Consider the following 22,839-nt stretch of genomic DNA (forward strand, 5'->3'; position numbering starts at 1 on the left):
GGGTGGGGGTTCTGGGGCTGCGCCACAGCCTGTGGCTGGTGGCGCCGATGTTCGCCGTGGTGCTGGGTTTTGGCCTGGCGATTCCGAACATCCTCGGCTCGGCGCTGGTGGCCTACAGCGACCGCCTGGGCAGTGCGGGGGCGTTGTTCGGCCTGTTCTATTACCTGCTGATTGGCGCGGGCTTGCTGCTGGTGGGCTGGGGCCAGGCCCTGGGGCCGAGCCTGATCCTGTGCGGCGCGGTGGCGCTGCTGTTGAGCCTGGTCCGGGCGCGCAATGCTGGCTAATGGCCGACCCAGAGCCTTGGGGCTTTCCGACCTATGGTCGGCCCATTGCCCCTGAAGGTTGCATTGTTTGACCATGATCAAGCCTTCCCCCGGGGTATCCGCGCAGCCTGTCAGCTGAGCTGTGCAGTGGCGCAGACCCCTTCCCGGCAATGGAGATCGGCAACATGGCCAAGATGAAAGCAGCGGTATTCGTGGAAAAGAACCGCATTGTGCTGGAAGACAAGGACATCCCCGAAATCGGTCCACAGGACGCCCTGGTACGCATTACCACCACCACCATCTGCGGCACCGATGTGCACATCCTCCGCGGTGAATACCCGGTGGCCAAGGGCCTGACCATCGGCCACGAGCCGGTAGGCATCATCGAGCGCCTGGGCTCCCAGGTCCGTGGTTTTCATGAAGGCCAGCGGGTAATCGCCGGGGCCATCACCCCCAGCGGCCAGAGCTATGCCTGCCTGTGTGGCTGCGGCTCCCAGGACGGCCCCGACACCCGCCACGGCTTCAAGGCCAGCGGCGGCTGGAAGTTCGGCAACACCATCGACGGCTGCCAGGCCGAGTACGTGCGCGTACCGGATGCCCTGGCCAACCTGTGCCCGATCCCCGACGGCCTTAGCGACGAAGAAGTGCTGATGTGCCCGGACATCATGTCCACCGGCTTCTCCGGTGCCGAGCGCGCCGAAGTGGCGATTGGCGACACCGTGGCGGTGTTTGCCCTGGGGCCGATTGGCCTGTGCGCGGTGGCCGGGGCCCGGCTCAAGGGCGCTACCACGATCATCGGCGTCGACACGGTCGCGGCGCGCATGAGCGTCGCTCGCGAACTGGGCGCTACCCATGTGGTGGACTTCAAGCAGGGCAACGTAGTGGAACAGATCATGGCCCTGACCGACGGCCGTGGGGTCGATGTGTCGATCGAGGCCCTGGGCACCCAGGGCACCTTCGAGTCGGCACTGCGGGTCCTGCGGCCGGGCGGCAAGCTGTCGAGCCTGGGGGTGTATTCCACTGATTTGCGTATCCCCCTGGATGCCTACGCTGCCGGCCTCGGCGACCTGAGCATCCTCAGCACCCTGTGCCCGGGCGGCAAGGAGCGCATGCGGCGCTTGATGGAAGTGGTCGCCAGCGGCCAGGTCGATCTCAAGCCGTTGGTGACCCACCGTTTCAAACTCGACGACATCGAGGCCGCCTACGAGTTGTTCGCCAGCCAGCGCGACGGGGTGATGAAGATTGCCGTGACGCCTTGATCCGCGAGCCGGGCGCCTTTGATGCATATCAAGGCGCCCGGGCCCGCTAGGCTCGACACTCAAGGTCAATCAACGTCCAAGGAGGTGCACCATGAGCCAGTACCAGCGTCTATTGCTGATCGCCGATCCCCAACAGCATCAGTCTCCTGCCGCGCGCCGCGCCGCTGCCCTGGCCCAGGCCAGCGGCGCGGCCCTGCATGCGCTGGTGTTCGTCGAGCCCCCGGCCCGTACCTACCTGTGGGAAGAGCACCTGGAGGACAGCGAGCGCGAGGCCTACCTGAAGCGTCATGAACGCTGGCTGGAGGTAGAGGCGCAATGGATGCGCGAGCAGGGCGTGGAGGTCACCACCCAGGTGGTCTGGAGCACTCAGGTGCTCAAGGACATGCTGCAGTACATCGCGGAGTTCCAGCCTGACCTGCTAATCAAGGACGTGACCCTGGAATCGGCCCTCAAGCGGGTCTTTGTCACCCCGCTGGATTGCCACCTGCTGCGCGACGCGCCGGTGCCGGTGCACCTGGTCAACGACGCTCCGCACAAACTGCCACGGCGCATCGTCGCGGCAGTCGACCCGGCCCAGTCCGACACCCAGATCAGCGGCCTCAACGCGCTGATCATCCAGACCGCCAACGCCCTGGCCCTGCAATGTGATGCACAGCTGCACCTGCTGTACGCCTATGACCTGACGCCCATGCTCGACGGTGTGGCGCCGGTGGCGTCCACCGCCTGGAGCGTCAATTGCCTGGACGAGTTGCGCGATTCCTTGCACAAGGAGTTCGAGCGTTTGGGGGATGCGTACAACGTGCCCCAGGAGTTTCGTCACTTCATCATGGGGCCGCCGGTGCCAGGTATCGCCCAGTTCGTCGACGAGTACCTGGTGGATGTGGTGGTCATGGGCACCGTGCATCGCACCGGCTTTGGCCGGCTGATCGGCAGCACCACCGAGCGCGCCCTGTACTCGATGCCGGGCAGTATCCTGGCGGTCAAGTCAGGGGGCGAGGCCTGAAACCGACGCCGGCCCGGGGGCTGATGCGGCGCCCGGGTCAGCGCCCGGGTTCGGCGATCGATACCGCCAGTTCGACCCCCGGCAGCAGCCGGGCCGCTTCACGCAGGCCGGAGCAATAGGCGCCATCGACATAACCGAAACGTTCGCTTGAGGTGGCTTCTCCCGCCAGCAGCACCCGGCCCCAGGGCGCAGCCAATTCGGCGATGTCCTGCACCGTAGCCTGTGGCGTCAGGTGCAGGTAGGCGCCACGGCTGTAGGGATCACTCAACCAGTTGGTACGGTGCACTGCGGTGGGTGTCGGCAGCGGACCGCCGCAGGCCGTGGCCAGCACTTCCAGAGCCAGGGCCAGGGCAGCCGGATCATCCAGCTTGGCCAATTCCCGGGCCGGAGGCCCCGACACGTGAGCGGCCAGGGTCGGGGTGCCAGTCAGGGGCGACAGGTCGATCCAGTAGGGGAAGACCGGCTGGTCCTTGATCAGCAGCCCACTGCAAGCACCTTCCTCAGTGGACCAGAACGGCTGGTCGAAGCTCAGCAAGAGCTTTTCGAAGGCGCCGAACCCCAGGCGTTGAATGGCCGTCAATTTATCTGCAGGCAAGGCGGGTGAAAACTCGATGGCCTCGGCCTTGAGCACCCCCAGGGGCACGCTCAGCAGCACATGGGAGCCAGACTCGCGGCGCCCGTCGGCGCATTCCAGGGTCACCCCATGGGCGTCGCTGCTGATCTTTGCCACGGGCCAGTCGGTGCTGATGGGCAGGCCCTCGGCCAGGCCCGCGAGCAGGTTCAGGTAACCGCCGCTGATGCAGCGGTCCGCGCCCTCGTAGTCGCACTCCAGGCTGTAGTTGAGCAGGGCAATGTCCCGGGCGGGGGCCGCCAGATCGGCTTGCAATCCAGTCTTGATCACGAAGTGCACCCAGTCCCGCAGAACAGGATCGGCAATGCCCTGCAGGCGTTGCTCCAGCCATTGCTCCAGGGACAGGTCGGCCGGGTACTGAGCGGCATCCTCCATTAGTTCGGCCTCGATGCTGTCGGCCAATTCCAGGATCTGCGCGCGCCGCGCCGGGGGCAGGGGTTGCCCCTGCGGATCGATCAGGGCCATGCCGGCATACAGCTCGGCGATGGAGAATTCACGGGTGCCCAGGCCCATGAATCGGGCCAGCTCGCTCAGGGGATTGCCTTCAGGGTCGTGAATCCACGAACCGCCGGCATCCACCCGGGTGTTGCCCAGGGCCAGGGTCTGGGTGCGGCCGCCGATGCGTGGGCGAGCCTCCACTACCAGCACCTCGATCCCGGCGGTCATCAAGGCGTTGGCGGCGGCGAGGCCGGCGAAACCGGCCCCCACGACCAGGACCCGGGTGACTGCGCCGGGCACTGCTTCCAAGGGGGCAGGGCAGGCCACCGGCAGCAAGCGGCGGGATGTTGCGAAAGGATCTGAAGACATCTGCGGTGCTCTTGTGGGTCAGGAGAGAATCAGCGGCAGGCGCCCAGAGTAGCGTCTGCCTCGAAGGCCTGTCATGGACAAACCGTGGGTTTCAAGCGGCGGCGAACAATGCGCGGGCCGCGGCCAGCAGGAACAGATCCTGGTAGTGCCCGGCAACCAGGGACAGGCCCACCGGCAGGCCCTCGACCTGGCCCAGCGGAATGGAAATCTCCGGCAGTCGCGCGACCCCGGCAAAGCAACTGACGGCCATGCAGCGGTCGTAGAAGTCCATGATCGCCTGCGGATCCTGCAACTGGCCTTTGCCCGGTGGCAGCAGCGGCACCGTGGGAAAGCAGAACAGATCGCCGGGGCCGGTAAAGGCCCTGACCGCGGCAAACAACTGCTCGCAGTGTTGCAGTGCGAGGTTGATCCGGCTGCGATCGAGCTGTTGGACATTGGCGAAGGCGGCCTGGAAACCAGGGCTGCATTGAGGCTGGAAAACGTTAAGCCAATGACCGATGGCGTTGCCGGTTTCGGCGCTCTGCAGCAGGCGCAGCGCTTGTTCATTGCAAGCCTTCAAGTCCCAGTCGCCCTTGACCAACTGCGCGAAAGTCAGCGGCTGGATATTGATGGGCAGACGGTGCTGCAGCGCCTGCAACTGTTCGCGCAGCAGCGCCTGGATTGCCGGGTCGGCCAGCGTCATGGCGTCCTCCAGCACATACAGCGTGCCGATGGCCTGGGGTTGCGCATCAGGACTGCTCAGCAGCACCGGCATGACCCGGCTCAGGCTATCGAGGCTATTGGCCAGGACTCCCACGGTGCTGACGCTGGGCACCGAGGGCAGTACGCCGGCGGCAGAGATGCGCTGCGCAGTCGGGCGCATGCCCCAGACCCCGCAGAAGCTTGCCGGCACTCGCACCGAGCCTGCGCAATCGGTGCCCAGGGCGAAATCCACCAGGCCGCAGGCCACTGCCGAGGCCGAGCCGCTGGACGAACCGCCGGGTATGTGTCCCGGGGCCTTGGGGTTGAGCGGCGTACCGAAGAAGGGGTTTTCCCCTTGCAGGCTGTAGGTGAACTCGTCGCTGACGGTACTGCCCAGGCAAGTGGCCCCGGCGCTGAGCAACTGCTCGACACACAAGGCGTGGTGGCTCGCCGGCGGGTGTGCGGCGCCCCAGGCTGGGCTGCCATAGGAGCAGGTCAGGCCCTTGAGGTCGATGTTGTCCTTGACCGCGAACGTGAGCCCCGAGAGCGGGCCCTCGGTGTAAGGGGCAAAGGTCTGGCGAGTGACGAAGGCGCCACTGTCAGTAAAGGTATCGGGCGTCATGTACTTGGCCATGGCTGGAGAGAAGGGCACCTGCACAGGCCTGGCGCAGCGCCGGGCATGCGCGGAATCTGCCGAGGATTCTCCGCCTCTGGCGCGAGGTTTCTATCAGGAAATTTCAGTCCGGCGGCTTTTGCGCCTGATTTGCCATGGGCAGGTACGGCAGCAGCCGCGCGGTTTCATTGCGCACCACCGCGTAGCACTCGCAGCTGTGCTGTTCCAGGCGCGGTCGGTCGAGCACGTTGATGCGCCCGCGGCTGTACTCGATGATGCCCTGGCGTTGCAGCTTGCCTGCGGCCTCGGTGACCCCCTCGCGGCGTACCCCGAGCATGTTGGCGATCAGCTCCTGGGTCATGATCAGCTGGTTGCCCGGCAGGCGGTCCAGGGACAGCAAGAGCCAGCGGCACAGTTGCTGGTCGATGGAGTGGTGACGGTTGCACACCGCAGTCTGGGCCATCTGGGTGATCAGCGACTGGGTGTAGCGCAGCATCAGCAAGAGCATTTCGCCGTGGCGGTTGAACTCCTCCTTGAGGCGCTGGCCGGGCAGGCGCAAGGCATGCCCGGCACTCTGCACGATGGCCCGGCTGGTGGTGCTTTCGCCGCCCATGACCAGGGCCACGCCCACCAGCCCCTCGTTGCCGACCACAGCGATTTCCGCCGAAGCGCCGTTCTCCATCAGGTACAGCAGCGACACCACTGCGTCCGTGGGGAAGTAGACGTGGCCTGGTACATCCCCGGATTCGTAGAGCACCTGGCCGAGGGGCAGGGCCACCGGCTTGAGGTGAGGCAGCAGGCGCTCCTGCACTTCGACCGGCAGTGCATTGAGCAGGTGATTGGGCCCGAGCCCAAGGTTTTCGAACATGTCATAACCACCGGATAGCAAGGCGTCAGCGCCCACTCAGGGTAGTCCAGGGCTGTGCCCGGAGTCCTTCATGGCGCTGACTCAGTGATGGCCGCGGCCTGGGAATGCCTGGTCCCGGCGGGCATGGCGGTCCCGGGCCAGGTGAGCAACACCCGGTGCGGGTTGCCGTCATCCAGCAGCGGCACCGCCAGCCCCACCAGGGGCCGGTCGTCCAGGCTCAGGCTGAGGGTTGCGCCGGGGTTCTGGCGGACTTCGATACCGTACAGCGTGGCACCGAAGCGATAGTCCAGGGTGTAACCCGGCCAGTGCGCCGGGATCACCGGCTCGATGTACAGGCTGTCGCCTTCACGGCGCAGCCCCAGCAGCGACTCGACGATCAGCCGGTACATCCAGCCCGCCGAGCCGGTGTACCAGCTCCAGCCGCCGCGCCCGGTGTGGGGGGGCACGCCATAGACGTCGGCGGCCATCACATAGGGTTCGACCCGGTAGGTGGCGACCTGTTCGGCGCTGCGCCGGTTTACCGGGTTGATCATGCGCAGCAGTTCCCAGGCCCGGGCACTGTCCCCCAAGCGGGCAAAGGCCATGCTGGCCCAGACCGCCGCGTGGGTGTACTGGCCGCCGTTCTCCCGTACCCCGGGCACGTAGCCCTTGATGTAGCCGGGGTCCAGGGGGCTGTGGGCGAACGGTGGGTCCAGCAGCAGCACCACGCCGCTGTCCCGGCGTACCAGGTACTGGTCCAGGGACTGCATGGCCTGGTGTTGGCGCGCGTCGCTGGCGGCAGCGGACAGCACCGACCAGCTCTGGGCGATGGCGTCGATGCGGCACTCCAGGTTGCTCGCGGTGCCCAGGGCCTGGCCGTCGTCGAACCAGGCGCGGCGGTACCACTGCCCGTCCCAGCCGTGGGTGTCGAGGGCGGCCCGCAGGGCCAGGGCCTGATCCCGACACTCCCGGGCAAAGTCCGGGTCGTTGTGCTGTTCGGCGGTGAGGGCAAAGCGTTGCAGTACCTCATGGCTGAAGAAGCCCAGCCACACGCTTTCGCCCTGGCCCCGTTCCCCGACCCGGTTCATGCCATCGTTCCAGTCCCCGGTGCCCATCAGCGGCAAGCCGTGGACGCCGCGCCGGCTGCCGTGCTCGATGGCGCGCCGGCAGTGCTGGTAGAGGCTTTCGCGCAGCGCGCAAGCCTGGGGCAGGTCGTAGTAGGACTCTTCCCCGGGGTTGAGCGGGCGGCCTTCCAGGTAATCCACCTCGACCGCCAGCACGCTGCGGTCGCCGGTGATCTGCACATAGCGGCTGGTGGCCAGGGGCAGCCAGAGGAAGTCGTCGGAGCAGCCGGTGCGCACCCCGCGATTCTGCGGCGGGTGCCACCAGTGCTGGACGTCGCCTTCGGGGTACTGATGGGCGGCGCAAAGCAACAGGTGCTCGCGGGCCAGGGCCGGCTCGGCGTGGATCATCGCCATGCTGTCCTGCAACTGGTCGCGAAAGCCGATGGCGCCACCGGACTGGTAGTAGCCGCTGCGGGCCCAGAAGCGACAGGCAATGGTCTGGTACATCAGCCAGCCGTTGGCCAGCACGTCGACGGCCGGCTCCGGCGTGCGTATCTGCACCGTGCCGAGGCTGCGCTGCCAATGCCGGTGCACCGCTTCAAGCTCGGTCTGCGCCATCTGCGTGCCACGGTATTGCAGGACCCGCCTCGTAGCGGCCTTGGCATCGACTTCGGCGCCCAGGCGAAACAGCACCTCCTGGCTCTGGCCGTCCGCCAGCTCCAGGCCGACCTGCATCGCCGCGCACGGGTCGAAACCGGCGCCGGAGCGTCCGGACAAGCGCCCTCGGGTCAGTGCTGCGGGGGCCGCAAGGCTGCCGTTGCGGCCGAGGAATTCGCTGCGGTCGCCGCTGAAGCTGCGCACCTGGGAATCGGTGTCGAGAAACGCCACGTGCCCGCAGAACTCCATGTTGTAGGGGTTGCGAGCGAACAGCGCACCGCTGACCGGATCGCTTTCGGTGACCACGTGCATGGCCGAGCGACTGCGCAACTCCCCCAGCACCCATTCCACGTAGCAGGTCACCGACAGCCGCCGCGGCCGGCCGCTGCGGTTGCAGATCTTCAGCCGCGAGAACTTGATCGGCGCTTCCAGCGCCACATACACCGTGAGTTCGCTGTGGATGCCGTTCTCCTCATGCTCAAAGACGCTGTAGCCGAAGCCGTGGCGCGTGCGGTAGCTGCCGCTGCCGGGGCAGGGCTGCGGAGTCGGCGACCAGACCTGGCCGCTATCTTCGTCACGCAGGTACAGGGCCTCGCCGCTGGGGTCGCTGACCGGGTCGTCGTGCCATGGGCTGAGGCGGTATTCGTGGGCGTTTTCGCGCCAGGTGTAGGCGCTGCCGCTTTCCGAGATCACTGTGCCGAACAGCGGGTTGGCGAGGACGTTGGCCCAGGGTGCCGGGGTCGGCTGTCCGGGGTTGAGGGTGATCAGGTATTCGCGGCCGTCGCTGCTGAAACCGCCATAAGGCGTCTGCAGAATCAGCTCCGGCAGCGGTGCGGGCGCAGCACTGATGGCGGGCTGCGGCAGGCGCACCAGAGGCGCTTCCAGACGTGGCAGCGACGGATCGGCACGACGCCGATGGACCTGCTCGGCGAGGCTGCCGCGACTGTCACTGATCACCAGCCGCGCCACCGCCAGCATCAGCGTACGGTCTTCGCTGGACAGTTGCTGGGCCGGGCGCACGAAGATGCCGCCCGAACGATCGATCAGGCTCGCCTCGCTGCCGGAAGTCACCAGGCCCATGATCAGGTCCTGGAGTTGCTGGCGGTAGCCGATCTGATCCTCGTTCCAGATCACCAGGTCCACCGCCAGGCCTTTCTGCCGCCAGTAGGCGTGGGCCTTGATCAACTGCTGCACCAGCGTGATGTTGGCCAGGTCGCCGACTTGCAGCAGGACGATCGGCAGATCGCCGGAAATGCCCTGGCCCCAGAGCCCCGACTGGCTGCGCCGGTTGGCCAGCAGCAGGCTGCTATCGGCGCGCAGGGTGGCGTTGGCGTAGAGCAACGATGCGGCCATCTGTTGGAACAGCCGGGCTTCTGCCAGAGAGGCGTTGAGTTGGCGCAACAGCACCTGGCTGTGGGTCCAGGCCAGGTCGAAGACCCGGTCTGCCAAGTGTCGGTCGCGGTATTTGTGGATCAGTTGCAGGCACTGTTCGCGGCTGTCGCCGACCCCGGTGACCAGGTCGATGGTGGCGCTCTGGCCGGGATCGAGGGTGATCCGGCAACGGATCGCCACGATCGGATCCAGCACCGGTCCGGCCGTCCCCGAGAGCCGCTCGATCTGCGGGTCCAGGGCCAGGGGCGCGGCGAGATCGCGGCCACGGCCGATGAAGCGCGCACGGTCGGTTTCGTAGGAAATCGCGTCGATGTCGACGCCGTGGGCCGCCAGCAAGTGGCACATCCAGGGCACCGGCTGTTCCTGGGCGCGGGGTCGGCGGCTGCAGACGATGGCCTGCAACGGCAGCAGCAGCTCGGTCTCGATGAACAGGTTGCTGAAGGCCGGGTGAGCGGCATCGCTCTGGGCCGGGGCCAGGACCACTTCGGCGTAGCTGGTGAGCTCGATGCTGCGGCGTACCCGGGCACGGTTGCTGATATGCAGGCGGCGCAGTTCGATCGGGTCTTCGGGGGACACGACAATTTCCGTGTGGCTGTCGAAGTCCCGCTCGCGCACCCGGAACTCGGCCCGGGCATCGGTGAAGATCGCTTCGAAGCTTTCCGGGCGGTGCCGGGTCGGCTGGTAGGCGGCGGACCAGAAGTCGCCGCTGGCGACGTCCCGCAGGTAGCAGAACTGGCCCCAGTGATCGCGGGTCGGGTCTTCGTGCCAGCGGGTCACCGCCAGCTCGTTGCAGCGGCTGTAGCCACCGCCGGCACTGCTGAGCATGACGTGGTAATGGCCGTTGGAAAGCAGTTGCACCGCCGGGCGCTTGCGGTCCGGGTCGGCGAACACCCGCAGTTTGTTTTCGTGGGCCCGGGCGGCCTCGTCGGCCGCTGGAGCACCGGCGGCGTGCAGGTACTGGGCCGCGGTTTTCGGCACCCGTTCTTGCAGCAGCAGGGCGATGGCCTGGAACTGCGGATCGGATTCGAAGCGCCGTTGCATCGGCTGGTCCAGCAGTAGCCAGGCCAGGGCCAGCAGGCTCATGCCCTGGTGGTGGGCCATGAACGATTGCACCAGCACGTGGTTCTGGCCGCGAGGCAGGCGCGATTCGGTGTAGTCGACGGCTTCATAGAGGCCGAAGCGTCCAGCCAGGCCCAGTTGCGCCAGGCGTTGCAGGTTCTGGCAGGCGGCCTGTGGCGCCACCATCAGCGCCAGGACGCTGGCATAGGGCGCCACCACCCGTTCCGCACCGAGGCCACGCTTGAGCCCCAGGCCCGGCACGCCGAATGCCCGGTACTGGTAGTTGAACTGGCTGTCGAGGGTGTTGTAGCCCGACTCGGATACGCCCCAGGGCAGGCCCAACTGCTGGCCGTGCTCGATCTGCAAGGCCACGGCGGCGCGGCAGGTCTGGTCCAGCAGGGTGCCCTGGTAGCTGGGCATCACCAGCATCGGCATCAGGTACTCGAACATCGAGCCGGTCCAGGACAGCAGCACCGGGGTGCCGGCGCTGCTGGTGAGCAGGCGGCCGAGGGCGAACCAGCTTTCCTGGGGCAGTTGTCCCTGGGCGATGGCGACGTAGTGGGTCAGGCGCACTTCCGAGGCCAGCAGGTCGTAGTACCCGGCATCCAGGCGTCTTTCATCGGCGTTGTAGCCGATCACCAGCAGATGACGGCGGTTGTCGTAGAGAAAGCCGAAGTCCATCTGCGTCATGCCGACCACGCCTTCGAGCAACTGGTTCACGCAGGCGATGCGCTCCAGTGCCAGTTCCTGCAGGGTTGCGATTCGTTGACGGTGCATCGCCAGCCAGTGCGCGGGGTCCAGTTGCGCCAACTGGCGCCAGCTGAGGACGCCGAGCCGGCGACCATCGGCCATCGGCGGCAGGGTGCGCCATTGCAGCTCGTCGTGCAGGTCGCGGCATTGCGCGGCCAGGGCCTCGCGCCAGAAGGCAACATCGTCGGAGGCCTCGGCCTGCGCCTCGGCGGTGCCCTCGGCGATCCGTTGCAGCAGCCCCAGCAAACCGCCGGCGCCGGCATCGGCATGCAGGCTCAGGTGTTCATGCACGGCTCGTGTTTCCAGGCGCCAGCGCAGTACTGGCGCGGTGTCCTGGGCGGCGGCCGTCAGGGCGTCCTGGTAGACATCGAGGCTGTCCAGCAGGCCGTTGGCGATTTGCAGCAGCGCTGGCGCTGTCTCCACCAGGGCCAGCAGCCCGGGACGCAGGGTCAGCAGCATGCCCGCCAGGTTGCCGCTGTCCACGGTGGACACATAGCGCGGCGGCAAAGGTTGCAGGCTCTGGGTGTCGTACCAGTTGTAGAAGTGCCCGCGATAGCGCTCCAGCCGGCCCATGCTGGCCAGCATCTGCTCCAGGCGCTGCAACAGCCGGCGGCTGCTCAGGTAGCCGAAGTCATGGGCTGCCAGATGCGCCAGCAGGGCCAGGCCGAGGTTGGTCGGCGAGGTGCGATGGGCCACCCGATGCTGGGGCTGCTCCTGCAGGTTGTCCGGGGCCAGCCAGTTGTCCTGGGGCCCGACGTACTGGTCGAAAAAGGCCCAGGTGCGTCGAGCCAGGCTCTGCAGGAAGCGCCGTTGGCTGCTGGACGGCACGAACTCGACCTGGGTCGCGGGCCGGCTCAGCCACCAGGCCAGGGCCGGGCCGGCCAGCCAGGCGAGAAGGAACGGTGCGGCCATCAGCAGTTGTGGCCGCGGCCCGAGCAGCCCCATCAGCAACAGGGCCAGGAGCGGGCCGATCGACATGCGCCGGTAAAGTTGGAGCAGGCTGTCATCAGGACCGCGTTCGGCTTCCCGGGACGGCTGCCATTGCAGCCGGTGCTGTTTGCTGATGCCCATGCGCCACAGGGCGCGGCCTATGGCGTCCAGGCTGTAGGCGGCTTCATAGGGCAGCCAGGCCAGGGGCAGCAGGGCCCGGGCCAAGTGCTGGCCGGCACTGCCCAGGGCCGCGGCCAGATGTTGTTGCAGCGGTACATCCGGGGTCTTGTGCAACAGCTCGCGAAAGGCCGCCGACAGTGGCAGCACCAACAGCAGGATCAACACCGCCAGGGTCCAGGCCAGGGGGTGGCTGGCTCCCAGCCAGCCCCACAACAGCATGCCCAGCAGGGCCATGGGTTCCAGGCTGCGGCGCAGGTTGTCGAGAATCTTCCAGCGCGCCAGGGGACTCAGGCGATTGCTTTCCAGGCCGCCCGCTGCCTTGGGCGACCAGGGCAGGAGCCAGGGCAGCAATTGCCAGTCGCCGCGAATCCAGCGCTGGCGGCGCTTGACGTCGGCGCTGTAGCGGGCGGGGTATTCCTCGAACAGCTGCACATCGCTGAGCAGTCCGGAGCGGGCGTAGCAGCCCTCGATCAGGTCGTGGCTGAGAATCCGGTTGTCGGCGAAGCGTCCGCCCAGGGTCTGTTCGAAGGTGTCCACGACATAGATGCCCTTGCCGACGAAAGAGCCTTCCTGGAACAGGTCCTGATAGACGTCCGACACCGCGCGGGTATAGGGATCGATCCCGGCGTCGCTGGCGAACAGCCGGGCGTAGGCTGCGCGGGCGGTGCTCGACAGGCTGATGCCGACCCGCGGTTGGAGAATCCCGTAGCCACTGACGATGCGCCCGCTGACGGGGTCCGCCTGGGGCCGGTTCAGGGGGTGGTCCATGGCGCCCACGCATTGTTGGGCCACGTCCCGGGGCAACTGGGTGTCGCTGTCCAGGGTGATCACATAGGTGATGCTCGGCAGCGCCTGGATATCGCCGACGATCAGCGAAAAACGCTCCCGGCCGCGGCCGCGCAGCAGGGCGTTGAGGTCTTCGAGCTTGCCGCGTTTGCGCTCATGGCCCATCCAGCAGTGCTCAGCGCTGTTCCACTGGCGCGGGCGGTGCAGCAGGTAGAAGCGCTCAACGGCCTCTTCGGGGTATTTCAGGTTCAGCGCCTCGATCCGTTGTTGGGCCAGCACCAGCAGGCCGGCGTCGCTGTCCAGGGTTTCGCTGGGGGCGTCGAGAAAGTCGCTGAGCAGGGCGAAGTACAACTGGGCATCGCGGTTGGCCAGAAAGCGGACTTCCAGGCCTTCCACCAGCTCCTCGACATCCGCCGCGCAACCGATCAGGCAAGGTACCGCCACCAGGGTCCGGGCCCTGGGCGCAATGCCTTCGCTGTAGTCCAGGCGCGGCAAAATCCCCGGAGCCACGGTCAGGGTCACCAGGCCATTGATCAGGCCGATGGCCAGCCGACTGCTGAGCAGCAGGGCGGGTACGGCCAGCAGGGCCAGCCAGTAGCTGCCGGGCTCGGCCTCCTGGTACAGCGCGTCGAGAAAGGGCCAGGCGAACAGCGCTGAGAGCAGCATCACCGGCACCAGGAAAAAGCCCAGGGGGGCTTGGGTCAGCAGGCGCCGGCCGCGCTCTGCCAGGGGCACCCGGGCGCCGATCTGCTGCTCCAGGGTGCGGCGTCCGGCGCCGATCAGGTAGTGCCCGACGTGCCCGGCCACGGCTTCGGGGGTGTCGGCCCGGTAATGCGCACGGGCCAGTTCGATGCACTGGCGGGCCACCTGTTCCTCACTGTGGGGACAGTGCCGGGCCAGGCGTTCGAGCACATGCCGGTAATGGTCGCGGGTGGCGAAATCCATATCGGCATAGACCCCTGCCGGGTCCTCTTGCAGTACCTGTTCGACCCGGCTCATCAGCTCGACGAACTCGCGCCAGTTGCTCGCCGAGAGCAGGCGCAGGCTGGAAATGCTGTTGCTGATGGACACCTGATCGGCGGCCTGTTGCTGGGCGTCGAGCTGCACCAGGCGTTCGATGTTCAGGCCGGTCTCTCCCAGCAACTGCTCGATCCAGGCCAGGGGCAGCACCAGGGCCGCGTTCTGCCCTTGCAGGCGCCGCGCCAGTTCGGCGACGAAGGACGCACTCATCGGCGGTGCCGAGCGCGCCATGTCGGCCACTGCCAGCACCACGCTCTTGGCGTCCTGTTCGGCGGTTTCCATCAAGCGATCGGCCCAGTCGTTGGCCAGATTGCGTTCGGCCCAGTTGGCCATGACCCGAAAGGCCACCCGGCGCAGGTTCTCGATCAAGGCCAGGCGCAGCATGATCGGGATCGCCCACAGCTCGCCGAGCTTGAGTGGCGTGACGCTCTGGTAGCTGTCGACGAAGCGTCCCAGGCTGTCGCTGTCGACCCGGCCGTCGCCGTGGGAAATGGTTTCCAGGGCGATGTCATAGACCCGTGGCAGGCCCGCCGACTGCCCATTGGCCAGGCGCGGCAACTGCCGGCTGTAATCCCTTGGCAGGTGCGTGCGGGTGATGCGGATCTGTTCTTCCAAGAGGTAGTAGTTATCCAGCAGCCATTCGGCGGCGGGGGTGGCGCGGGGTGAAGTGCGGGTGGCGGCGGTCAGGCTCTTGCAGCAACTGGCCAGGGCGCTGGCATTGTCCGCCAGGCGAGCCAGCAGCCAGTCCGGAGTACGGCTCTGGCTCAGGCGGTGCTGTTGCGCCAGCAGGGTACCGTGGCTGGCCATCTGTTCACTGCTGAACAATTCCGAGCGCAGCGGCGCCTCGTATTCGACGGTCTTGCGCGAGGCCTTCCATTGACCATATCTGGCGGCGGGCAGACGCCAGAACCTCAGGAATGCGTGGGTCCAATGACTGTCCATGTTTTCCTTGGCATAACAGAGCCATCCCTCGGCACAGGGTGCGAAGGAGGGCCGGGAGCGGGGCGTGCGGTCAAATCCATGCACCGTCGCGACGGGCGTGTCAGGCAAAAATGTTCAACCGTGAAGGTTGCGCGGCTGCGGGGGTGTTGTCTGTGCGTTGGGGCACATAGGGGGCACATATCCGTTGCTGCGGTCGCGGCGGCTGGCGGTTTCGCCCTTACGGCCAGCCCTTTCCAGGCCTTTGCTCAAGGCTGCTTCTCTGGTTTTGCAGCCTTGAGCACCCGGTTACTGCCGTCGCCTTAAGGCGTCGATACCGGACGCAGGCGAATTGAATCGATGATGGCGTCCCACAGTTCCAGTGCTGCTTTATCGGATTTGAAAGTCGGAGCCGGTGGGTTGCCATGTTCATCGGAGCTTCGTTCCTCTACGCTCAATTCCGCCTTGAGGTGGGGTTCGCTGACCGACTCGTCCTTGCCCTGGGCCTCCCAGAGGAAGGTATAGGCGCGCTGCCCCTTTGTGCTGCCTGCCAGCAGATACTCTTCGCCTGGAACTGCACCGTCACGCTCTCTTTTGCGCAGGGTCTCGATGCCTGCAACCAGCTTGGCCGCCCCCATCAGAAATCCCCCCACTCGGTCCAATAACCGATCTTGTTCGGCTCCGGTGCTGGATCTGAACGACAAGAAGGCCCCAGGGTGTTCCGGGAAGGTCACGCCAATCCCGAAGTCTTCACTTTGAAAACTATTTCCCGCGATATAGGCCCGGTCCATACAGAACCCCGGCTCGGTGGGGATCTCGTTGGGTTCGCGAGAGCGTAGGTTGCGGGCTAGAGAGGTAGCGATTTCAATGCCGCGATGCTCTCTATCAACTGATATTTCTCCTTTTCGGTAATATGTCCGCTCTTCTGGTTTGGACACGAGGTAAGTGTCTAACCGATACATTTCCGTGCTGGCCTCAGAGCTCCAAGACAGTAGCCCCGTAGCCCCTCCACCAAGGTCTATTCGGCGAAGAAACATGCTGCTCTGAATTTTTTTATGTCGTTGATTCTTCAGCTCCATCTCGCGTTGATCGACCTTGGCCGCTAAGGAGGTAGGAGTATCTTCAAGCTCCTCAATATCTATGCCCCACAAGTCATACCCAGCGTTGATCTCTGACTGTGGCGGTAGATCGATCAGGAAGCGTCCGTAGCAATGAGTAATCCATCCACTCTTGTCCATGGCCGGGCTCCGAGAGGAAAAATTCGATGCGCAACTGATCACGCTAGTCATAGCGATCAGACCAAGGATCGTTAGCAGGCAACGAGCGCGGCTCATAAGCCCCCCTTGTCGTCCAGGTGCCAGTCAGCCAATTGAGTGATCTTGATCACGTCAGATAACGCGGCCCATTGGCGCGCTTGCCGTGGTGGCTCTCTTGGTGTGTAACTCTCGCGCTCAGGCACCGTCGCTCTAGCGTCTGCAGCATTTCCCTTCTCCTTGAGAAACTCACAAATCATCCATCCAGTTATCTTTAGGCTTCAGCTCAGCGAGGAACTCTTCCAGGGCGTAGTCATCATCTACCGATGGGCTGCTAACCATCCGTTGGGGCCCTGTAGGCGGGGAGGGGCTGCCAGCATTGCCGTCGCGTCCAGGTGCCGATACCGGACGCAGGCGAATTGAATCGATGATGGCGTCCCACAATTCCAGTGCGGCTTTATCGGATTTGAAAGTCGGAGCCGGTGGGTTGCCATGTTCATCGGAACTACGTTCCTCTACGCTCAATTCCGCCTTGAGGTGAGGTTCGCTGATCGACTCGTCCTTGCCCTGGGCTTCCCAGAGGAAGGTATAGGCGCGCTGCCCCTTTGCGCTGCCTGCCAGCAGATACTCTTCGCCTGCAACTGCGCCGCCACGTTCTCTTTTGCGCAGGGTCTCGATGCCCGCAACCAGCTTGGCCGCCCCCATCAGAAAGCCACCCACTCGATCCAGTAACCGATCTTGTTCGGCTCCGGTGCTGGATCTGAATGACAAAAAGGCTCCGGGGTGTTCCGGGAAGGTCACGCCAATCCCGAAGTCCTCCATTTGAAAGCTGTCCCCCGCGATATAGGCCCGGTCGATACAGAACCCCGGTTCGGTGGGGATCTCGTTGGCTTCACGAGAACGCAGGTTTCGGGCCAGGGAAGTAGCACTCTCAATGCCTGCCGTCTCACGATCTCGCGTGACACCCCCTTTCCAGCGGTAAGCGCGCCAGGTCGGCGTGGAAATAGCGTAAGTATCCAGCAAGTACATCTCTACGCTGGCATTGGACTTCCAGGAAAGTAGCCCTGTTGAACCATCTCCAAGGTCCAATCGACGCAGAAACATACTCCCTTGTATCTTTTTATGTCGTTCACTCTTCAATTCCTTCTCACGCTGGTCGATTCTGGTTACCAGAGCCTCAGGGCTATCGTCGAGCATTTTGATGTTGTCGCCCCACAGGTAGTATCCAGCGTTGATTTTTGCCTGTGGCGGCAGATCGATCAGAAAGCGTCCGTAGCAGTGGGTAACCCATCCACTCTTGTCCATGGCCGGGCTCCGAGAAGAAAAAATCGATGCACAGCTGATAACGCTACTCAGGGCGATGAGACCAAGGATCGTTAGCAGGCAACGAGCGCGGCTCATAAGCCCCCCTTGTCGTCCAGGTGCCAGTCAGCCAATTGAGTGATCTTGATCACGTCAGATAACGCGGCCCGTTGGCGCGCTTGCCGTGGTAGCGCTCTTGGTGTGTAACTCTCGCGCTCAGGCACCGTCGCTCTAGCGTCTGCAGCATTTCCCTTCTCCTTGAGAAACTCACAAATCATCCATCCAGTTATCTTTAGGCTTCAGCTCAGCGAGGAACTCTTCCAGGGCGTAGTCATCATCTACCGATGGATTGTTGGCCATCCGTTGCGGACCTGTAGGCGGGGAGGGGGTGCCAGCATTGCCGTCGCGTCCAGGTGTCGATACCGGGCGCAGGCGAATTGAATCGATGATGGCGTCCCACAGTTCCAGTGCGGCTTTATCGGATTTGAAAGTCGGAGCCGGTGGGTTGCCATGTTCATCGGAACTACGTTCCTCTACGCTCAATTCCGCCTTGAGGTGAGGTTCGCTGATCGACTTGTCCTTGCCTTGGGCCTCCCAGAGGAAGGTATAGGCGCGCTGCCCCTTTGCGCTGCCTGCCAGCAGATACTCTTCGCCTGCAACTGCACCGCCACGCTCTCTTTTGCGCAAGGTCTCGATGCCCGCAACCATCTTCGCCGCACCCATCAGAAAGCCTCCCACTCGATCCAGTAACCGATTTTGTTCGGCTCCGGTGCTGGATCTGAATGACAAAAAGGCTCCGGGGTGTTCCGGGAAGGTCACGCCAATCCCGAAGCGCTCACTTTGAAAACTGTCACCCGCGATATAGGCCCGGTCGATACAGAACCCCGGCTCGGTGGGGATCTCGTTGGGTTCACGAGAACGTAGGTTACGGGCTAGAGAGGTAGCGATTTCAATGCCCCGACGCTCTCTATCGACTGATATTTCTCCTTTTCGATAATATGCCCGACCCTCTGGTTTAGACACGAGGTAAGTGTCTAATCGATACATTGCCGTGCTGGCTTCAGAGCTCCAAGACAGTAGCCCCGCAGCCCCTCCACCCAGGTCTAATCGGCGAAGAAACATGCTGCTCTGTATCTTTTTATGTCGTTGACTCTTCAGCTCCATCTCGCGTTGATCGACCTTGGCCGCTAAGGATGTAGGAGTATCGTCAAGCGCTTTGATGCTGCTGCCCCACAGGTAATACCCGACATTGATCTCTGCCTGGGGCGGCAGATCGATCAGGAAGCGTCCGTAGCAATGAGTAATCCATCCGGTTTTGTCCATGGTGGGGCTCCGAGAAGATGAGAACGAAGTACAGCTGGTCACACTGGTCAAAGCGACTAGGCCAAGAATGGTCAACAAGCGACTAGTGCGCGTCATAAGCCCCCCTTGTCGCCAGGGTGCCAGTCAGCCAATTGAGTGATCTTGATCACGCCATAAAGCGCAGCCCATTGGGCGCGCTGGTCGTTGTAACTGTCCTGGTGTTCGTAGCCTTGCTCGGTGTTGTACTGCCCCCAACCCTTGCCGCCCTGACGGAAGCTGGCCTTGATCCCGGCCTTCTTGTGGGCCTGCCCGGAGTCGGTGGGTACCGTGCCATCGCCACCACTACCGGACCTGTCCTCCTCGCTGACCGTCCAGCTTTCAAGCCTCGGTACGATGGTGGGCAGGCCACGGCGAAACCAGCTGCTGTAACTGCCGGTCTCATCATCCTTGAGCGTGGAGCCGGGTGCTTCCAGAGGAACAGGATCGCCTTGCCAGATCATGTCGCGCCAACTATGGCGCTCGTCATCAGCCGCATAGTGGGCATAGGTTTCAGGGTGATAGCCCGACGCAGCCAATTCACGATGAAACACTGCAACTTCATCAATCCGCTTTCCGAATTCGAATCGTGGGGTTTTCTCAGTATCGGTATCTTCTCCATCCGACATATCCAAATACTGAGTATTCTGCTCCGGCACCAACCCATACCAGGCGGTACTCTTGTAGATTTCCTCGTAGGGGTCCTGATTCTGCGGATAGGCGCGAGGCTTCCCGTCGATATCCTTGATGATTTGCCCCTGTGCATCGCAGACGAACAACCAGGGACGGCCTTCCCGATACTCGTTGCTAGGCGCCAGTTCCAGCGCACCTGGGGCGTTGGCCACGACTGCGGTCACTTCTCCGGCGTTGGCCCCAAGAATCACGCTGGCCATACCTTCATAACCACAGCGCAGGTGATGGTAGATGACCGAGGAGCCAATTGAGGGTTGCACGCCGTGGACCACCCCAAGAACCCGCTCGTAACCGTGCAGTTGCGTCAAGCAACGGGCCACCAGCCCGCCCATCGAATGGGTGACCAGAATGACCTTCATCTTGTCCGCCTGCTCAGGGCTGACACCGCCGTGTTCGCGGTAGTGGGCGAGTACGGTGTTGTCGATATAGTCACGCACATCCAGGGCGGACTGCCGATTGGACTGAAGCCAGTTGTAACCGGCGCACCAGACGTCGAATTGATACTTGCCCGCCTGTGTCAGTTCATGTTCGCTGAGGGCCGTCGCCTGCCCCAGTTCCTCGCCATAGTCGGCCGGTGTATGCAGGCTTTCAGCATTCCACCATGGCTGGATTTGTCGCTGGCTGACGATACCGTCCAAGCGATTCTCCATCAGCGCCATGAATGGGTTGTAGGAACTACGCATGGCCTTACCCCAGCCACGCGTGCGCGCCGCCTCTTCGCTCAGTCCGGATGAACCCGTATCAATCGAGCCACGATCATCGACCTCGACTTCTTCAGCGTTTAGCAGCTTCTGCCGGTCCTTGGGTCCGCGGCCCCACCAGACGAACAAGGCTACAAGAGTGGCGAAGATATCAGTGGGCCGAAAACTGATATTCGGTGGACTCCAGACCTTGTTCTTGTCTTCCTTATTGCGCAGGTTGGTGCCCATGGTGCCTGGAATGAAGATCACTGGAATCGGTGCTGCCTGCCTCGCCAGCAGCACCTTTTCACGTTGGTCTTCAGTGCGGGTCAGTCGGGTCTTGTAGACAGGGCGTCCCAGATGGTCGCGAGACCGAGGAACAATGACGTCTTGGGTGGTATCGAGCGGCTCGTTGTTCATGTAGTGGACTCCATGTCGTCGTCGGGACGACTTCCCTTGGCCAAAATACGCATCTGCACTTGATCCATGGCCAGATCCTGCTGTTTGGGCAGGCGGCCTTGCCCGTCAGTGGTGAGTTTCGTGACCCCTCCATCGCCACGCAGCAGCTCTACCGTGGTATTTGCCAGGGGCTCAAGAGTGACTTCATCACGCAGGACATAGGCGTCATTGAACGGGGTCGAAGCCCAGCTATTGAAGGTGGTGGAAGCGTAAGCCGGCCCGACCAAATGATGGTCAGCCGCCTTGACGATAAAGCTGCCCGGCATGCCCAGCTCAATATTGCCGCCCTTGAGCGTCAGGTAAGCCCCACCGCACATCAGGGTGATGTGTTCCTTGGCTGAGATCAGCACATGCTGGTTGCTCGCACTGACGTCCACGCTCTGGTCAGCCTCCAGGCGGATAGTGTTCTGTTGCGCCTGCAACAGCATCAATCCCTGGTGGGTGATGTGGCGCATCTCGCCGCTCTGGGCAAACAGCCCCAGGTCGGTGCCGGCATTGACCACGAATTTCTGCCCCGAGGTGAGTTGCTGATTCTGCTGGGCCACGCTGTCGATGTGCTCGCCCGCCGCCAGGGTAACGCTCTTGGGCGACACCGCCGCGATACCCGCCTGGCCACTCAGGGCAATCGCCGGGTTGCCGCCGTTACTCTGGTCGGACTCGTCGTTGGCGCCATGCCCCAGGTCACGCACCGCCTCGCTGAGGGTTTTCTGCGGCGCGGTATCGTGCCCGACGCCTTGATGCTCTTCGGCATAGTCACCCAGCCCCTTGGCCAGTTGCAGCGCGGCCTCCAGCACCTGGATCGCCACGCCGCGGTTCAGCTGCCCGCCATTGGCCTGCAATTGCTCTTCGGTGCTGAGCAACAAGCCCTTGGCCGCGCGCAACGCGCCGTGCTCGTCGGTGCGCAGTTCAAAACCTTCGCCGCGCGGTGCTCCGCCTTCAGGTCGCGGATGGGTCAAGTAGCCCAGGTGCAAGGCACTGCTGCCATGGTCACTCATCAGCGCCGCGCTGATCTGTTTAGTGGTGTCGTCAATGCGCAGTTCGTTGGCCCGGCTGCCTTTGTATTCCTTGCTCTTGATGGTGCTGAGGATCTTGTGGTCCGGCAACCGGTAGGGCGGCATGTGGCTGGCCCGGTAGGTGCGGCCGGTGATGATCGGCTGGTCGCAATCGCCATCCAGGTAATCGACGATCACCTCCTGGCCAATACGCGGGATCGCCATATGGCCCCAGTCCGCCCCCGCCCAGTTCTGTGAGACCCGCACCCAGCAGGAACTGAAGCCGTTGTTCTGGCCTTTGCGGTCCCAGGGGAACTGAATTTTTACCCGGCCAAATTCATCGGTATGGATTTCCTCGCCTTCCGGGCCCACCACGGTCGCCACCTGCGGCCCGTCAATGATTGGCTTGGGCAGCGGCGCAGGGCGCCACTCGCAGTCCTCGGCAATGATCTGGGCGCTGAAGTCATAACTCACACCGACTTCGGCGCCAGCCGCCTCTTCTTGCTGGCTGGCGTGCTGTATGCCTTTGTGGACAATGCGCACCGAGCGCCACCAGCGGTTGAAGTCGGCCCGGGGGTGGCCGGTCAGTTGGAAGGAAAACCCCGGAATCAGCCGCGGATCATCCCCTTGCACCATCGCCACCCGGGCATCGCGACGATGGCCCAGCAGACGGTTCTGCGTGAAGGGTTTGCCGACGGCGCTGGTCTTGTAGCGGCCCGGGTAATCGTAGCGTTCATAACCCTGGGCCTGATGCTCAAGGTCATCGCCAAGCAGACGCTGCTGCTGGTCGAAAGCTGGGCGCTTGAAGCTGTAGTCGCGCTGGGTCTGCTCTGCGGTACGCACGTTTTCGGTGTAGCTGAACGCGTACAGCACCGGTTGCGTGGCATCCCCGGCCGGTTGCGTGGAGTACAGCACCGCGGCCCCCGGGATGCGCTCCTGGACATACAACTTGTCACCCTGAACCAGGGTATGGGTGTTGGCATCGTGCTTGAAAAAGTAGAACAGGCCTTCCTCGATGGACAGGCGTTCGAACAGATAGAGGTCCGTGTCGGCGGCCTGGACGCAGTATTCGCGGGGCTGGTGTTCAGTGTTGATGTAGGTTTGGTAATCAAGGATGCCGTGCTCGTCGAGCACTGACTTGAGGATCTCGGGCACGCTTTGCTGTTGGAAAATACGCCAGTTGGAACTCAGGCCAAGCCGGGCCAGTTGCGGCTCGACCAGCATGCGATACCGGGTACGCCGAAAACCCGTGGTGCCCTGGG

General features: G+C 64.0%; 11 protein-coding genes and 1 pseudogene. 3 read left to right on the forward strand and 9 right to left on the reverse strand.

All coding sequences use genetic code 11. The features are described 5' to 3' along the window. The 3 genes and pseudogenes from GV818_RS32920 to GV818_RS32930 all read left to right on the forward strand — a co-directional run. Positions 1 to 284, forward strand: a pseudogene (locus tag GV818_RS32920) (MFS transporter); the annotation flags it as partial. A gap of 164 nt (positions 285 to 448) precedes the next feature. After that, positions 449 to 1,522, forward strand: coding sequence for an NAD(P)-dependent alcohol dehydrogenase (locus GV818_RS32925; protein WP_161758996.1), 1,074 nt, complete (start codon positions 449 to 451; stop codon positions 1,520 to 1,522). Positions 1,523 to 1,613: 91 nt separating this feature from the next. After that, positions 1,614 to 2,525 carry a universal stress protein gene (locus GV818_RS32930; RefSeq protein WP_161758995.1) on the forward strand — a complete coding sequence of 304 codons (912 nt, stop codon included), beginning with the start codon at positions 1,614 to 1,616 and terminating at the stop codon, positions 2,523 to 2,525. A 37-nt stretch (positions 2,526 to 2,562) separates the two neighbouring features. On the opposite strand, the gene GV818_RS32935 is transcribed toward GV818_RS32930, so the two are convergent. The 9 genes from GV818_RS32935 to GV818_RS32975 all read right to left on the reverse strand — a co-directional run. Continuing rightward, complete coding sequence (locus tag GV818_RS32935) at positions 2,563 to 3,963, reverse strand: flavin monoamine oxidase family protein (RefSeq protein ID WP_161778650.1); 1,401 nt, start codon at positions 3,961 to 3,963, stop codon at positions 2,563 to 2,565. Positions 3,964 to 4,054: 91 nt separating this feature from the next. Further along, positions 4,055 to 5,296: an amidase family protein gene (locus tag GV818_RS32940; RefSeq protein WP_218586320.1), complete on the reverse strand. Its 1,242-nt coding sequence runs from the start codon at positions 5,294 to 5,296 to the stop codon at positions 4,055 to 4,057. An 85-nt stretch (positions 5,297 to 5,381) separates the two neighbouring features. Further along, entirely contained in the window at positions 5,382 to 6,125 is a 744-nt protein-coding gene (locus GV818_RS32945) for a Crp/Fnr family transcriptional regulator (RefSeq protein WP_161778651.1), read from the reverse strand. Between the two features lie 68 nt (positions 6,126 to 6,193). Then, on the reverse strand, positions 6,194 to 14,884 hold the full coding sequence (locus tag GV818_RS32950; RefSeq protein ID WP_161778652.1) for a glycoside hydrolase family 94 protein: 8,691 nt from the start codon (positions 14,882 to 14,884) through the stop codon (positions 6,194 to 6,196). A 299-nt stretch (positions 14,885 to 15,183) separates the two neighbouring features. Further along, positions 15,184 to 16,098, reverse strand: a complete 915-nt coding sequence (locus GV818_RS32955) for a T6SS immunity protein Tli4 family protein (RefSeq protein WP_256679592.1) — start codon at positions 16,096 to 16,098, stop codon at positions 15,184 to 15,186. A 264-nt stretch (positions 16,099 to 16,362) separates the two neighbouring features. Next, positions 16,363 to 17,514 carry a T6SS immunity protein Tli4 family protein gene (locus GV818_RS32960; RefSeq protein ID WP_161778654.1) on the reverse strand — a complete coding sequence of 384 codons (1,152 nt, stop codon included), beginning with the start codon at positions 17,512 to 17,514 and terminating at the stop codon, positions 16,363 to 16,365. 168 nt (positions 17,515 to 17,682) lie between these two features. Beyond that, the gene (locus GV818_RS32965; protein WP_256679593.1) at positions 17,683 to 18,834 is read right to left on the reverse strand and encodes a T6SS immunity protein Tli4 family protein; all 1,152 of its coding nucleotides are present in this window, start codon (positions 18,832 to 18,834) and stop codon (positions 17,683 to 17,685) included. Then, positions 18,831 to 20,546 (reverse strand): esterase/lipase family protein, encoded by a 1,716-nt coding sequence (locus tag GV818_RS32970; protein ID WP_161778656.1) that lies wholly within the window; start codon positions 20,544 to 20,546, stop codon positions 18,831 to 18,833. Before GV818_RS32970 ends, GV818_RS32965 begins: the two co-directional genes overlap by 4 nt. Next, a partial coding sequence (locus GV818_RS32975; protein WP_161778657.1) for a type VI secretion system Vgr family protein occupies positions 20,543 to 22,839 on the reverse strand: 2,297 nt, incomplete at its 5' end. The genes GV818_RS32975 and GV818_RS32970, both read right to left, overlap by 4 nt.

The sequence above is a fragment of the Pseudomonas sp. Fl4BN1 genome (genome assembly GCF_009908285.1).
Taxonomy (GTDB): Bacteria; Pseudomonadota; Gammaproteobacteria; order Pseudomonadales; family Pseudomonadaceae; genus Aquipseudomonas.

Bases quoted from the DNA above. Each gene is read 5' to 3' on its own strand.
- GV818_RS32965 (WP_256679593.1), bottom strand. From the start codon at position 18,834: ATGACGCGCACTAGTCGCTTGTTGACCATTCTTGGCCTAGTCGCTTTG.
- GV818_RS32950 (WP_161778652.1), bottom strand. From the start codon at position 14,884: ATGGACAGTCATTGGACCCACGCATTCCTGAGGTTCTGGCGTCTGCCC.
- GV818_RS32970 (WP_161778656.1), bottom strand. From the start codon at position 20,546: ATGAACAACGAGCCGCTCGATACCACCCAAGACGTCATTGTTCCTCGG.
- GV818_RS32935 (WP_161778650.1), bottom strand. From the start codon at position 3,963: ATGTCTTCAGATCCTTTCGCAACATCCCGCCGCTTGCTGCCGGTGGCC.
- GV818_RS32930 (WP_161758995.1), top strand. From the start codon at position 1,614: ATGAGCCAGTACCAGCGTCTATTGCTGATCGCCGATCCCCAACAGCAT.
- GV818_RS32945 (WP_161778651.1), bottom strand. From the start codon at position 6,125: ATGTTCGAAAACCTTGGGCTCGGGCCCAATCACCTGCTCAATGCACTG.
- GV818_RS32955 (WP_256679592.1), bottom strand. From the start codon at position 16,098: ATGGACAAGAGTGGATGGATTACTCATTGCTACGGACGCTTCCTGATC.
- GV818_RS32960 (WP_161778654.1), bottom strand. From the start codon at position 17,514: ATGAGCCGCGCTCGTTGCCTGCTAACGATCCTTGGTCTCATCGCCCTG.
- GV818_RS32925 (WP_161758996.1), top strand. From the start codon at position 449: ATGGCCAAGATGAAAGCAGCGGTATTCGTGGAAAAGAACCGCATTGTG.